Origin of the sequence: Gephyromycinifex aptenodytis, from assembly GCF_012277275.1 — a bacterium.
Lineage (GTDB): Bacteria > Actinomycetota > Actinomycetes > Actinomycetales > Dermatophilaceae > Gephyromycinifex > Gephyromycinifex aptenodytis.
The window spans coordinates 3,100,937-3,113,990 of record NZ_CP051155.1 but is presented as its reverse complement, the minus strand read 5'-3'; the positions used below and the strand labels follow the sequence as shown (position 1 = coordinate 3,113,990).

General features: G+C 68.1%; 12 protein-coding genes. 6 read left to right on the top strand and 6 right to left on the bottom strand.

The window, feature by feature from the left end; all coding sequences use genetic code 11:
* On the bottom strand, window positions 1-258 hold the full coding sequence (locus G9V96_RS13400) for a F0F1 ATP synthase subunit epsilon (protein ID WP_168583478.1): 258 nt from the start codon (window positions 256-258) through the stop codon (window positions 1-3).
* Between the two features lie 130 nt (window positions 259-388).
* Here G9V96_RS13400 and G9V96_RS13395 point away from each other — a divergent pair, with 130 nt between their 5' ends.
* Entirely contained in the window at window positions 389-1,876 is a 1,488-nt protein-coding gene (locus tag G9V96_RS13395) for a uracil-xanthine permease family protein (RefSeq protein ID WP_168584040.1), read from the top strand.
* Window positions 1,877-2,060: 184 nt separating this feature from the next.
* Complete coding sequence (locus G9V96_RS13390) at window positions 2,061-2,972, top strand: glycosyltransferase family 2 protein (protein WP_168583477.1); 912 nt, start codon at window positions 2,061-2,063, stop codon at window positions 2,970-2,972.
* A gap of 38 nt (window positions 2,973-3,010) precedes the next feature.
* Here G9V96_RS13390 and G9V96_RS13385 read toward each other — a convergent pair whose 3' ends face one another.
* Genes G9V96_RS13385 through G9V96_RS13375 form a run of 3 tightly spaced genes read right to left on the bottom strand, consistent with a single transcriptional unit; the run spans window position 3,011 to window position 6,178 of the window.
* On the bottom strand, window positions 3,011-4,084 hold the full coding sequence (locus G9V96_RS13385; protein WP_168583476.1) for a polysaccharide pyruvyl transferase family protein: 1,074 nt from the start codon (window positions 4,082-4,084) through the stop codon (window positions 3,011-3,013).
* On the bottom strand, window positions 4,059-5,165 hold the full coding sequence (locus G9V96_RS13380) for a glycosyltransferase (protein WP_168583475.1): 1,107 nt from the start codon (window positions 5,163-5,165) through the stop codon (window positions 4,059-4,061). The genes G9V96_RS13385 and G9V96_RS13380 overlap by 26 nt, the downstream gene beginning before the upstream one ends.
* Before the next feature lie 44 nt (window positions 5,166-5,209).
* A complete protein-coding gene (locus tag G9V96_RS13375; protein ID WP_168583474.1) occupies window positions 5,210-6,178 on the bottom strand; it encodes a glycosyltransferase in 969 nt (322 codons plus the stop codon).
* 355 nt (window positions 6,179-6,533) lie between these two features.
* Here G9V96_RS13375 and G9V96_RS13370 point away from each other — a divergent pair, with 355 nt between their 5' ends.
* Complete coding sequence (locus tag G9V96_RS13370; RefSeq protein ID WP_168583473.1) at window positions 6,534-7,439, top strand: glycosyltransferase family 2 protein; 906 nt, start codon at window positions 6,534-6,536, stop codon at window positions 7,437-7,439.
* Window positions 7,440-7,451: 12 nt separating this feature from the next.
* On the opposite strand, the gene G9V96_RS13365 is transcribed toward G9V96_RS13370, so the two are convergent.
* On the bottom strand, window positions 7,452-8,267 hold the full coding sequence (locus G9V96_RS13365) for a heparin lyase I family protein (protein ID WP_168583472.1): 816 nt from the start codon (window positions 8,265-8,267) through the stop codon (window positions 7,452-7,454).
* Window positions 8,268-8,493: 226 nt separating this feature from the next.
* Entirely contained in the window at window positions 8,494-10,065 is a 1,572-nt protein-coding gene (locus G9V96_RS13360) for an MATE family efflux transporter (protein WP_168583471.1), read from the bottom strand.
* A gap of 194 nt (window positions 10,066-10,259) precedes the next feature.
* On the opposite strand from G9V96_RS13360, the gene G9V96_RS13355 reads away from it, so the two are divergent.
* The 3 genes from G9V96_RS13355 to G9V96_RS13345 are packed head-to-tail and all read left to right on the top strand — an operon-like array spanning window position 10,260 to window position 12,988.
* A complete protein-coding gene (locus G9V96_RS13355; RefSeq protein WP_168583470.1) occupies window positions 10,260-11,087 on the top strand; it encodes a YveK family protein in 828 nt (275 codons plus the stop codon).
* Window positions 11,088-11,091: 4 nt separating this feature from the next.
* The gene (locus tag G9V96_RS13350; protein WP_168583469.1) at window positions 11,092-12,417 is read left to right on the top strand and encodes an O-antigen ligase family protein; all 1,326 of its coding nucleotides are present in this window, start codon (window positions 11,092-11,094) and stop codon (window positions 12,415-12,417) included.
* Window position 12,418: 1 nt separating this feature from the next.
* Window positions 12,419-12,988, top strand: a complete 570-nt coding sequence (locus G9V96_RS13345) for an acyltransferase (RefSeq protein ID WP_168583468.1) — start codon at window positions 12,419-12,421, stop codon at window positions 12,986-12,988.
* Window positions 12,989-13,054: the final 66 nt, after the last annotated feature.

Below are 13,054 nucleotides of genomic sequence, written 5' to 3'. Positions count from 1 at the left end.
TCAGGAGGTGCGTGCCGTCTCGGAGACGATGGTCACGTTGTCGCTGTCGACCGTGAGGAACCCGCCGTCCACTTCGAAGTCGTGGCGCCCGCCATCTGCGTCGATACGCACGTGCCCGGGTTGCAGCACCGTCATCAGCGGGGCATGCCTGGGAAGAATGCCCAGGTCCCCCTCGACGCCGCGCGCGATCACCTGCGAGGCATCGCCCTCCCAGACCTTGCCGTCGGCGGCGACCAGCTCCACGTGCAGTTGACCCACGATGTCCTCCGAATTCGACGCGGTGTGGCCGTGAGTCTACCCGCGACGAGACCATCTCGTGTCGCAGCGCGTGGGCGCGTTCACCTTATCCAGTCCTCACGTGCGTGCTGGGGTGGCTGCGCCGGGCACGATGCACGCCCGAGCCGGCACGACGGTACGTTGTTCTCTCGTGAAACTGTGGACTCTGCACCGAGATGGTGCGCTCGCCGGCCCGGACGATGTCGTCGCCCCGCATGAACGACTTTCCTGGGGCCGCACCGTCGGCCTGGGCATGCAACATGTCGTGGCCATGTTCGGCGCGACGTTCGTCTTTCCCCTGCTCATGGGGCTCTCCCCGCAGCTGGCCATCCTCATGTCGGGCCTGGCCACGTTGCTGTTCCTGCTCCTGACCGCGGGCCGTGTCCCCAGCTACCTGGGCTCGTCGGCCTCCTTCGTCGGAGTGACCGGGGCGATCGCGGCTCAAGGGGGTAGCGCCTCGGACAAGACCGGCGCGCTGTTCTTCATCGGCGTCGCACTGCTCGTGGTGGGAACCGTCATCCACTACCTCGGCGCAGACTTCATGCACCGCCTGATGCCTCCGGCGATCACCGGGGCCGTCATCATGCTGATCGGCTTCAACCTGGCCCCAGTCGTGGCCAAGGTGTACTGGCCGCAGGACGAGTGGGTGGCCTTGGCCACGATGCTGTTCGTGATCATCGTCAGCGTCGCCTCCCGCGGGTTCCTCTCCCGCATCTCGATCTTCGCGGCAGTTGTTTTCGGCTACCTGCTCTCCTGGCTGCTGGATGTGGCAACGGGCCCGATCACCGCAGCTGACGCCGCGGGTGAGATCACCACCCACCTGCGGGTCGACTGGAGCAGCGTCGCGGCGGCGCCCTGGTTGGGCTTCCCGGCCGCAACCACGGCGCAGGTGCCCGGATGGCACCTGCCTACGTTCAACCTCGGCTACACCCTGATCGTGCTACCGATCGTGGTGGCACTGGTCGCCGAGAACATCGGTCACGTCAAGGCTGTCGGTGAGATGACCGGAGCCGACCTGGACCCGATGATGGGCCGCGCGGTCAGCGCGGACGGCTTGGCCACGGTGCTGGCCACCTCCATCGGCGGTGCCCCCACGACCACCTACGCCGAGAACATCGGTGTGATGGCGGCGACCCGCGTGTATTCCACGGCCGCGTACGTGGTGGCCGCGTTCACCGCGATCGCTTTCGGCTTCTCCCCCAAGTTCGGCGCCATCGTCTCGGCGGTGCCAGGCGGAGTCCTCGGCGGGATCACCGTGGTGCTGTACGGCATGATCGGCCTGCTCGGCGCCAAGATCTGGGTGGAGCACGATGTCGTGTTCGGCAACTCGGCCACCCTGGTTCCGCTGGCGGCCGGGATCGTTATGGGCGTGGGCGACGTGAGCTTCCAGTTCACCGAGCACTTCGCCCTCTCGGGCATCGCCCTGGGCACTCTCACCGTGATCATCGGCTACCACCTGGCGCACGCCGTGGCGCGCTCTGCTCGGCGTCGGGCGGGTGTCGATGTGGACCTGTCCGGTACCGACCTGCTCGAGGCCGAGGCCGCAGCGCGTGAGTCGGGCTGGCAGGAGCGGGCGCGGCTGCGCGATAGCGACCGCTAGGCCGCGAAGGGGCGCGACGCGTCCTCCGTGCCGACTTTGCCTGACCTTGACCTGCCCCTGACTTGTCCCTGACCTGCGCTTGGGGCTGGGGCCATTAGCGTGGGCTCGTTGGTCCTGGAAATGTGTTGTCTTGGTAGCCGACCCGACCATGAAATCGCCCCCGCGGTTAGCTGGCAAGGAAGTTATGAGCACACCCTCCCCCGAAGTCATCGCCATCCCCACCTTTCGCAGGCCCGAGTTGCTGGGTCGACTCTTGGACTCGTTGCGACCCGAGGTCGAGGGCCGCGACGTGCTCATCGTCATCGGGGACAACGACGCCGGGCACGAGGCTGCGGCAGTAGCTGCGGCCAGCTCCTTGAACACGGTGTGCATCCCCGTCACCGAGCGCGGGATCTCTCAGGTGCGCAACGCGCTGATCCGCTGCGCCACCCAGCTCCGTCCGCAGTGGGAGCTGCTGCTCATGCTGGATGACGACGGTTATGTCGAGCCGGGCTGGTTCGAGGCCCTCGTCGGGGCTGCTCGCACCTTGGAAGCGGACGTCACCGGTGGCCCGGTGCTCGGCTCGCTCCCAGCTCAGGCATCCCTGTTCGCTCGAAACAGTGTCTACTCCGGACGCGAGCGCTACCCCTCCGGCCCGGTGGAGGCGCTCAACGGCGCCCAGAACATCGCCATATCCCGTCGCGTCGTGGAGCGTTTGGGTGACCCGTGGTTCCCTATCGAGCTGGGTAGCTACGGTGGGGAGGACTATCACTTCTTCAAGTCGGTCCTTCACGCCGGCGGCACCCTGGCCTGGTGCGACGAGGCGCAGGTGACCGAGCCGACCCCGGCTGACCGGTTGCGCACCGCGGCGATCTTCCGTCGCGCTTTCCGCAGTAACGTCCTCAGCGCCCGCACCGATCGGCAGTTCCACGGCTCGGCAGCCGTGGCCCGTCGGGTTCTGGGCGGGGTGGGGATCACGACACGCAACGTGGCCGCCGGGCTGGTACGCCGAGACGCTGACCGTCTCGCTCGCAGTGCCTTGGACACGGCCTGCCTGGCGGGTCAGCTCAACGGCCTGGCAGGGCGTCTACCGCGCGGCGGGCACGCCGAGGGCTGAACAGGTTCGCATCACGGTTCACACCGGCCCAGCGCGACTCACACGACGTTGTGCACCGGCCGACCGCGCCCGTACCTGGGCACCTGCCAGGCGCGAACCTGGCGGTGCTGGACCACCTCTTCGATACGCATCGCCGCAGAGCGCAGATCGGCGCAGGCCCGCTGCACCTTGGCGTTGTCGGCCGGGAGCGCTCGCGCAACCAGTTCGTGCAGCGACTCGACCTCTGCGGCCTCCACCCCACGCGAGCGGGCAGGGCGCACCACGCTCTCATGGTCGGCGAACTTGAAGTCCCCGCCGGCCAGTTCGCGGGGCATCCGCACCCAGGTGACGGGGATGCCGAAGGAGTCGGCGGTGATGACCCCGTGCAGCGAAGTCGACACGATCGTGCGGCAGCTGGCCACCGCCCGCGCCACCGCGCGCGGGCTCTGCTTGACATCGATGACCCGCACCGTGCCCGGGTATTGCGCGACGAGGCCGCGCAGCCAGGCATCATCGGCGTGTACGTAATGCGGCACCACCCCGACATCGAAACAGACACCGGGTCGGCGCACCTTGGCGCCCAGGAGCAGGCCGGGGTCGCCCAACGCCGAGACCCGCGGGTTTCCCAGCCGGTCCCGCGTCAGCTCCCCCCGCAGCGCCAGACAGGTGGCGCCGGGTAGGTCGACGCGTTCGTCGGCGACCAGCCCGCTGCCCCACAACGCACCCTCGAAGTCCGTGGGCAGGTGCTGGATCAACGAACCCACACCGACCAGACGGGCCTGTCGCGGTGGGCTGAGCGCCGGGACGATCCCGAAGTCGCGAAGCAGGTACGGGGTGAGCAGGTCGCCGAAGTTCTTCACCTTCTCCCACCAGAAGGTGGGCACCACGATCGCCCCGTGCCGACAAGCCGGATGGGTTGTGGCCCGCAGCACGCGCTCGGCTTCGCGCAGGCAGGTGCGCGCCCGGCCGGTGTACCCCAGACGTTCCCGCGTCACAGCATCGGTGAGAGCGTGAGCGACTTGACCCAAACGCCCGCCCGTAGCGGCCACAGCCGACTCGGGCGTAGCGGCACCGCGGGTGTTGCCCGCCGACGAGTGCGGGGTGTGGTCATCGTGGGGGTAGGCCGATGGCATCCAGCAGCACCTCATCCTTGTAGCGGGTTGCGGTCGCGTTCGCGCGCACCCAGTCGCGTGCGCGTTGCCCCATCCGGGCGTAGTGGTTGTCGTTGGCGGGGTCCATGACGTGACGGATCGCGGCCCGCAACGCTTCGGTCTCGGCGGGCACGATGACGCCGGTGACGCCGTGTTCGATGTAGTCCCGGACGCCGGGCGCCTCGGTGACGATGACGGGTTTGCCCAGCGCCATCGCATTCAGATACGACTGTTGCCCCGCGGAGCGGACCCCGCGCACCAAGGGCACGACCGAGGCTCGGCACCCTGCCAGCAGCTGCACGAACTCCTCGTGGCCGACCGGGCCGGCACTGATGTTGGGCCAGGGGACGGCGGGCTGCCACCGGGCAGCAATCCGTGCCGGTGGACCGTCAGGTGTGAGCGCAGCTTCCAGAAGTGCGTAGTTGCGCAGCGAATCACCACCGGCGAAAAGGTAATCGCCTCGGGTGGTGACGGTATCGGGCTCGATCGTGGCCGGGAAGGGCGTGAAGACCACCCGGTCTGGATCCACCCCCCATGTCTGGGCGAAGGACGCGCATTCCTGCCTGCTGAGGACCCCGTAGCGCATGTGCGGCCCGTCGATGAGGCGTACCGCGAGCTTGGTCGGTAGGGCGAACCATGCAGTGGGCAGTCCGGTGGACTCGGTGAGCCAGCCACTGCCGGGTTGCCAGGTCGCGTCGGTGACCAGCACCCGAGGTCGCGGCCCAGGACGCACTTTGAGCAGCGCCGCGAACACGAAGTCCCGGTAGCGATGCCGGCGGGTCACCGAACCCAACAGAATGATGCCGTCTTTGCCTCGGGCCAGCTGTAGCAGCCTGCGCAGGTCGCCCAGAGTGCCGAATCGTTCAGTGACGTAGAAGTCGACCTCTGAGCGCCAGCGCGGAGAGGTCCCCCACATCGTGCTCATGAGAACTTTGCGGCCGGGCAGCGGGCGGGCCCGCTCATCGAAGCGGTCCCGCTGGTCGCGCCCAGCGGCGCGACCGAGCCGCGGGCGGGTCTGGCGCTGGGTGTTCGATGCCGGGTTACGGCCAGGTCCGGCAGACACCGAGCGCCTGTTCGCAGGGGTGAGCGGTGTGCGCTGCCTGCGGGTCACGCTCGCGCCGTTTCACGCGCGCGGACCCGTTCGCGCCATGCGTAGAGTCGCCCGGTCGGCGGCAGGTGTTTCAGCGCGGCCGCTTTCAGCGCCAGGCTGCGGTCTGCGGGCACTACTGCACTGGCGGCGGCGTAGGCAGCAGCGGCGGCCCGGCGATGGCCTTCGCGTAGCGCCTCATCGGCGCGTGCAAGGTAGACATCGCAGGTGTCCATCTCGGCGACCCGCTCGACATAGCTTCGTTCTTCGGCGCTGAGCTGGTCCGCATAGCGCTCGCGCACCCGGGCGCGCAGCAGCTGTTCGTATTCGGCCATCCGGGCGTTCTGGGCTGACAGGCTGGTCCCGGTGCGACGGTAAAGCGCGGTCGGTTCGCTCTGGTAGAGCGTCTCCCAACCGGCAAAAGCGGCCCTGATCCAGAAGTCGTAGTCCTCCAACACCCGCATGGCCGAGTCGAAACCGCCGATTTCTTCGTGCATGGCGCGCGGGTAGACCGACAGAACCGAGACGATGTTGCGCTGCAGCAAGGCCAGACGGTGCCCCTGGCGCGGCGGGGGCGTGCGGGGCAGCACTGTGCGCCGGGGGACGATCCCGGTGCCGCCCATGGTGTAGGCGTTGCACGTGACGTACGCCTTGTCGGTGCTGCGGGCCGTCCACCGGGCGACCGCCCGCTCGACATGCGGCGGCAACAGCACATCATCTGCATCCAACAAGGCGATGAGCTCGCCGCGAGCGGCGGCCACGGCGGAGTTGCGAGCGGCCGAAAGCCCTTGGTTGTCTTGACGGACCACCCTGACCAGGTCACCGTAGGCATCCACGATGGCGCCGCTGCGATCCGTGGCTCCGTCTAGGCAGACGACGATCTCGAGGTTCGGATAGGTCTGCATCAGCGCGCTGCTGATGGCCTCACCGACGGTTCGTTCAGACTGGTAGACCGGGATGACGATGCTGACCAGTGGGTCCTCGATCATGCTTTCCTAACCCTCCAGGTGGGGTGGCATCGGCGCGCGTAGCTGCAGCACGGTGCACGCTCGGGGGGTGGTCCTTGCCCCGGCGCGTCGACCATGACGCGCCGTCCGCTCCAAACAGGTTGGGGGGCAAGGTGATTGAATACCGGGCCAGTCTACGGGGCGGCGCCCTGCGTTGCGAGCAACGCCCAAGCGGGAGGACCCGGCCTCCGGCCCAGCAGGGGCTGTCGGTCGCCCCTGGTGGCCAGCCTGGGCGAATGCCGACCAGCACCGGCCCGCGCCCCGCGCGCAGTCAACCCCGTATCCTGAATATCCTTGCCGTTCAAGCATTTTCATAGATCGCACGGAGGTGCGCCCGATGTCCGATCTGGTATCTGTGCTCGTCCCGGCCTACAAGAGGGCCGACACCATCCTGGACGCGGTACGCAGCGCACTCCAGCAGACCTACGACAACCTGGAGGTCATCGTCGTCGACGACCACTCCCAGGACGGCACCGACCGGGTGCTGACTGCCATCCAGGATCCGCGCCTGCGCGTGCTCAGCCATGCCCAGAATCTCGGTGGTAACGCCGCGCGGCGCACGGCCATCGAATCCAGCAGCGGGAAATACCTGGCATTCCTGGACGCAGATGACCTGTGGCTGCCCACCAAGCTCGCCGCCCAGGTGCAGTCTCTGCAGGCGGCCGGCCCGCAGGCCGGGCTTTGCTACACCTGGTACGACCTGCGCTACCCCGACGGCCGGTTGGTCCCCGGCCGCACCCCGCGCGCCGAAGGTCTTCGCATCCCAGCGCTCTACCAGGGCAACTTCATCGGCACCTTCTCCTGCGTGCTGGTGCGCCGCGAGGTCATCGACGCAGTGGGCGGGCCTGACCCCACGCTGCCTTCCTGCCAGGACTGGGAGTTCTACCTGCGGGTCAACGACCGCTTCGCCATCACTTGCGTTCCGCAGGTGCTCGTCCATTACTGGCGTGACGACAGTGACGCCACCCGCATCTCCGCCAGCGCATCCAAAGTGGCCGCAGGCCACCGCGAGCTGTATTCACGTATCGGCGCCCGCCTGAACACTCTTCCCGCCCCGGCCTCATCGCGGGGTCGGCGGTACTTCATGGAGACTTTCGCCAATCATGGCGACCTCACAGGATTGGCCAAGCTCGCCTGCGACGTCCCACTCAGCCGACACGGACTGGCGGACCTGCGCTTCACCGCCCGCATGTTCGCCCGCGCGGCCCGCAAGAGCGCGCGCAGCCGGACCGCGCACCACTAGCAACTGACAGGGTCAGCCCATCGCCACGTCGACCAGCCGGATCCGCTGCTCATACGTCGGGCCCGGCTGTCCGCTGGTACCCCGGTAGAGCCCCGAGCGCGCCCAGACCGTCGAGGAACCCGGATACCAGGTGCCGACGACTTCGCCGGTGCGCGTCGTGGGCGTCCACCGGTTGACCACCTGCTGGCCATCGACCCAGGCGCTCACCCAACCCTGACCGCCGGCGGCGAAACGGAGTTGGAGTTGTACCTGGTAGTTACGCCCGTCCCGCCACGGCGCCAGGTCGACCTGCCAATGCCGCCTACGGTCCGTGAAGCCGTTGCCCCCGGAAAGACGTAGCTGGCCATCGGCCACCGTCAACGCGACCGTGGGCCCGATCCACCGGCCCCCGGTCGTGCCGATCCACTGGCTCAGCACGTGCCACTGCCCCGACTGGCTGGCCGCGGCGCCCAATCGGCCTGAGACGTCAGCGCCCCACAGCATCGTCTGCCCCTGCGTAACCCCCACGTGTTCGCCGCCACGAGCCCACCACACTTCGCTGCGACGCGACCCGGACGGGACCGGCGAGGTCGCCGGGATGACGAAGTCCCACACCCGCCCGTTCGCCGAGACCACGGGCTCTCGGCCGCCACCCAAGGCATGGGTGCGCCCGGCCGCAGGACGCTCCACCGGCCGCTGCTGTACGACCTTTCCGCTGGCGTCGGTCAGCACCCAGCGCGAACCAGGCCGATCGAATTTCCACTCTGGTTCGGCCGCCACCGCAGCACCACCCAACACCGTTGCCAGCAATATCGACGCAACAACCGACCCGACAGCTCGAAGACCCATGCCGCGATCATGCCCGCAAAACCCGGCCGATACGGCCCAAGCGACCCCTGAAAGCGGCATTAACTGCAATTGGCGCCCGATCGGCACCGCCCAGGAACGCCAGCCGCGCCCCCAACCTGCCCCAAAGACGGGATGTTCTGCACCACAAAATGATTCAATCCGTTGCGGCTACCGGCCAGGCCCGCAGGAACCGCAGCTGGTTTGTGCGCCGCGCGCCGCTACGCCGTCAGCGCCGTTTCACCAGCGCCAGCGCATCGCGGACACCGGTGAGCCCCAGGGTGCTCAGGACGTAACACAGGGCGCCGGGGATCCCCAGCAGTCCGGCCGTGGCCAGGCCGATCGGTCCATCGTGCAGGTGGGGTTGGGCCAACAGCTCGATCCCGGCTGTGATCGCCGCCGCAACGCCTGCCTGCCAGTACGGCACGTCGCGCATGAACCACCGCAGCCGGACCTGGACGACCCTACGGGCCAGGAACGAGAAGTAGACCGTCCCCAAGAACGCACCTACCGAGGTGCCGACGACCACGCCCATGATGCCGAAGGGGAACCACAGCACCACGCTGAACAGCACGTTCGTAGCTAGCATGACGATGCTTTCGCGCATGAAAACGCTCGCCCCGCCCAACACCAGAACCCAGGTGCGGGCCACCAGGTGCACGAGGGTGAAGTAGTGCCCGACGAGCAGGATCGCGGCCACATCACCGGTTAGGGAGAAACTCTCCGGCAGCCAGGCCCGCACCCCGACGTAGGTGGCCGGTATCCCGACCGCGCACCATCCGGTCACCGCGACGACCCAGATGTACTGCAGCTTCTCCACCTTGGCGCGCGCCCCGGCTGCCCCTACCGCCCCTACCTCAGAGCCGATGAGTGCCTGAATAGGGGCCAGCGCGTTGAGGGGGACCATCTTGAGCTGGTTGGCGAAGTTGGTCCCCTGCCCGAACGGGCCGGACTGCTGCGCCGAGACGATACGCCCGGCGACGAGCTGGTCCTTCTGCGCGGTCAGGATGGTGGCAAGCCCACCGATCTGGACCTTCCAGGCGTATGACAGGAAGTCCTTGGCCACGTCGCGCTCGATGAACCGCAGGCCGTCACGGGTCAGGAAGCGCAACCCGACCGGCACCGTGATGATCGTGCCGACGATCTGCTGGATCACCATCGTCCCGGCGACCCCGTACAACCCCCAACCGTTCTGCACGGTGAGTACCAGACCGACCGCGTAGGTCAGGTGCCCGGCGATGACCGCCATCGAGATCACCTGGAACTTGTTCCGAGCAGTGACGACGGCGTTGTAGAGGTTACGCAGGAGCAGGAAGGCAACGATTCCGGTCAAGCTCACCAGCAGGACCGAAGCCTCCGGGATGAACTGCTCATCGAGGCGGAAGAAGCGCAGGATGCCCGCAGAGAATGCCACCACCCCAAGCGTGATCGTCGCACCGAAAAAGACGATGACGCAGGACACCGAGAACAACAGTCGCGTCGTGGAGATTCGGTCGTCGCGACCGGCGTAGATCGTGAAGTAGCGCATCGCCGACTGCCCCAGGCCGCCATCGAATTGGCTCAGCAGCAAGGTGAAGGAGGAGATGAGCAAGAAGATGCTGTACCGGGACGCCCCCAGGCCGTGAATGATGTAGGGCGTCATCGCCAGGTTGATGAACAGCGGGATGAACTGTGACAGCGCACTCCAGGACGTGCCACTGACCAGCGTGCGGGCCGAACCGCGGGTTGCCCCAGGCGGCGGGGGCACCTGTGGGGTCGGCGTCGTCTCCCCCGGCCCGGACGGTGGGATCGGTTCTGTCACAGCAGGGCTCCGTCAGGACAGGCTGAGGTTGCGGGCACGCCTCATCGTAGACACCGCCGCGGGCCCAATCCGAACGCCCACCCTGCCCCGCCCGCGGGTACTGCGTTGTCCCGCACTGGAGTTCGGGCGGTAGTGTCTGTCGGGTCCCCACCAGGCCCCACCTGAGTCGTCCCGCATACCCGAAGGATCCTGCTGTGTCTGCCAGTTCCGATCACGGTGCCCCCGTGGCACCTCTGTCCTCGATGCTCAGGCACCCGGTGGTCTTCGCGCTCTGCCTTGCGCTGGGGTTGCTGCTCGGCATCGGTGCCGCGCTGGCCCTGCCCGCCAGCCACACCGCGGAGAGCCGAGTTGCCGTCGTTCCGGCCAACACCAACGCCTACAACATCGCCGGCTACCCGGTCGGGGCTCGTGAGCTGGCCTCCGACTTCGCCCGCTGGGTGCAGAACGAGACGACCGCCGACCGTTGGACCCCTGAGGGTGTCTCCTCGGTGAGCGCCTCCCCTATCCCGGACTCCGCTGTGATCCGCATTGAGGTGCAGGCCGGCGACGCCGACACCGCCGTCAAGGGAGCTCAAGAGGTGGCCGAGACCCTGGTCGCCACCGCGGCCGAAGCGCAAAAGGAACACGACCCGGCAACGGCCTACCGGGTCTTCAAGAAGATCGCGCCCAAGGTCGCGGCGGCCCGGGCCGACCTGTCTGCGGCCGAGACCCAGTACGCCCGGGCGGTGGGCTCGGAAGCGACCGCCGCCAAGATCAAGAGCACCCGGAACGCCCTGGTGGCCAGCCAGACCAAGCTCGCCGAGATCCAACTCCAGCAGGACGCGGCCGGCGAGCTCTACCGCCGCCTCTACGTCAACGTTGCGGGCAACAGCAGCCTGAAAGTGATCTCCCCGGCCGCGACTCAAGGTGACCCCGGGCGCTCCACGATGATCCGCTACGGCCTGCTCGGACTGGGCGCGGGCGGACTCATCGGCCTGCTCGCTGCTGTGCTCATGGACCGGCGCCGCGCGAATCACGGGTGAGCTGGTGAGCCTCACCGCGCAGCAGACCCATCCTGGCCAGGGCAGTCCGCCCTGGGCACCGAGCACCTGGCGGCAGCTACCGGCGCCGTTCTGGCTGCTGCTGTCGGCGCTGCTGCTCAACATCTTCTCGGGCCGCTGGGGCGACATGGGGATCCCGTTGGGCCCGGATCGGTTGCTGTTCGCGGCCGCCTTCCTGCTCATCCTGCTCGACCCCCGGATTCCCCGGCCCCGGGCCCGGCTGCTGCACGCCGCGATGCTCCTCTTCACCGCCTGGGCAGCGGCCTCGATGATCCTGCACGGCCCGATCGGGATTGAATCGGTCTACACGGTGCTGGATCGAGTCGCGATGCCGTTCCTGCTCTTTGCCTGCGCACCGATGTTCTTCCGTTCGGCGCTGCAGCGAATCATCTTGCTGCGCAGCCTGACTCTGCTCGGGGTCTATTTGGGATGCACCGCGATCCTGGAAACGCTCGGGGTGAATTCGCTGCTCCTGCCGCGCTACATCGCTGCCTTCAAGTCCAGCGCGGGCGCGATCGCCAGCGGGAACGCCGCCCGTGCGGGCGGGCCGTTCATCTCCGGCGAAGCCAACGGCATGGCCCTGGCACTGTGCGCGGTGGCCGCCCTGCTGCTGGCCCGTCTGGACGCTCGGGGTTGGCGCGTCCTGGGCCTGCTCACCGGCATGCTGTGTCTGCTCACCTCGGTGCTCTCGCTCACCCGCTCGGTCTGGCTCGGGGTGCTGATGGCGGTATTTGCCGTCGCGCTCTCCCGACGGCGACTGCTGCGTTGGCTGCCGGCCCTGGCTGTGGCCGGTCTGCTGCTGGCTGCAGCCGGGGCTCTTGCCATGCCCGACGTGGCGGCCAACATCGTCGAACGCGGCACCACATCGCGATCGCTGAATGATCGCCAGAACTCCAACGTCGCCGCGCTACGTGCCTTAAATGCCCACCCCCTCACCGGTGTGGGCTGGGCACAGTTCGTCAAGGTCGGCCCGGACTGGGTACGCCAAGCCGATGACTATCCGGTCACCACCGTGAACATCGAGGTGCATAACGTCGTCCTCAGCCGCACCGCGGAACTGGGGCTGCCGGCGGGGGCGCTGTTCGTCGGCATCCTGGCCTTCGGCCCCTTCGGCGCAGCGCTGCGGCGCCGAAGCGACCCCACCGAGGATGATTGGCGGGTGAGCGCGCTTGCCGCCCTGATGATCTGGTTCGTACCGGCGATGACCAGCCCGATCCCCTACCCGTTCCCTACCTTCGTCTTCTTCACCCTGATGGGCTTGGTGTGGGCCTGGCCGCAGGAGCACGACCCGCTGACCTATCGGAAGGCTTGAGATGCCGCTGAAAGACTTCGCCCGCTCGCTACGCGACGGCATCATCCCGCGCGAACGGCTGCGCCGCGCCAACCCTCAGGCTGTCATCGCCAGCGGGGTCACCTTCGCCGGGGACGCCGGGCGTACCCGGCTGGGCGCCGAGGTCTTCGTGGCCGGCCCCTCGGTGCTGTTCGTCACCGATGGTGGCGGGTTGAGTGCCAGCCGACTGGAGGTGGGCGAACGCACCTACATCGGGGAGTTCGCCAACATTCGCTGCGCGGGCACCCCGATCAAGATCGGGCGGCACTGCCTCATCGGACAGCAGGTGAGCATCGTCGGCAGCAACCACGGCATCGACCCGGGCACCCCCATCGTCGATCAGCCGTGGCACGGCGAGGGCGTCCTCATCGGCGACGACGTCTGGATCGGGGCGGGTTCGGTCGTGTTGCCCGGCGCCCGGATCGGCGACGGGTGTGTGGTCGCAGCCCGATCCGTGGTTCGCGGCGAGATTCCACCCGGTTCAATCGTGGCCGGGGCCCCGGCCAAGCTCATCCGTCGGCGGGACGCGATCGCCGCCCCCACCGGGCCCTGAGACGCCCTGAGACGCCCTGCAGCCAGGCGGGCGCCTACGTCCCTGGCCCGCTGCTGTAGCGAGCAC

Excerpts from the sequence above, each read along its gene's own strand:
- G9V96_RS13390 (WP_168583477.1), top strand. The coding sequence starts at position 2,061 with ATGAGCACACCCTCCCCCGAAGTCATCGCCATCCCCACCTTTCGCAGG.
- G9V96_RS13365 (WP_168583472.1), bottom strand. The coding sequence starts at position 8,267 with ATGGGTCTTCGAGCTGTCGGGTCGGTTGTTGCGTCGATATTGCTGGCA.
- G9V96_RS13395 (WP_168584040.1), top strand. The coding sequence starts at position 389 with ATGCACGCCCGAGCCGGCACGACGGTACGTTGTTCTCTCGTGAAACTG.
- G9V96_RS13345 (WP_168583468.1), top strand. The coding sequence starts at position 12,419 with ATGCCGCTGAAAGACTTCGCCCGCTCGCTACGCGACGGCATCATCCCG.
- G9V96_RS13370 (WP_168583473.1), top strand. The coding sequence starts at position 6,534 with ATGTCCGATCTGGTATCTGTGCTCGTCCCGGCCTACAAGAGGGCCGAC.
- G9V96_RS13375 (WP_168583474.1), bottom strand. The coding sequence starts at position 6,178 with ATGATCGAGGACCCACTGGTCAGCATCGTCATCCCGGTCTACCAGTCT.
- G9V96_RS13385 (WP_168583476.1), bottom strand. The coding sequence starts at position 4,084 with ATGCCATCGGCCTACCCCCACGATGACCACACCCCGCACTCGTCGGCG.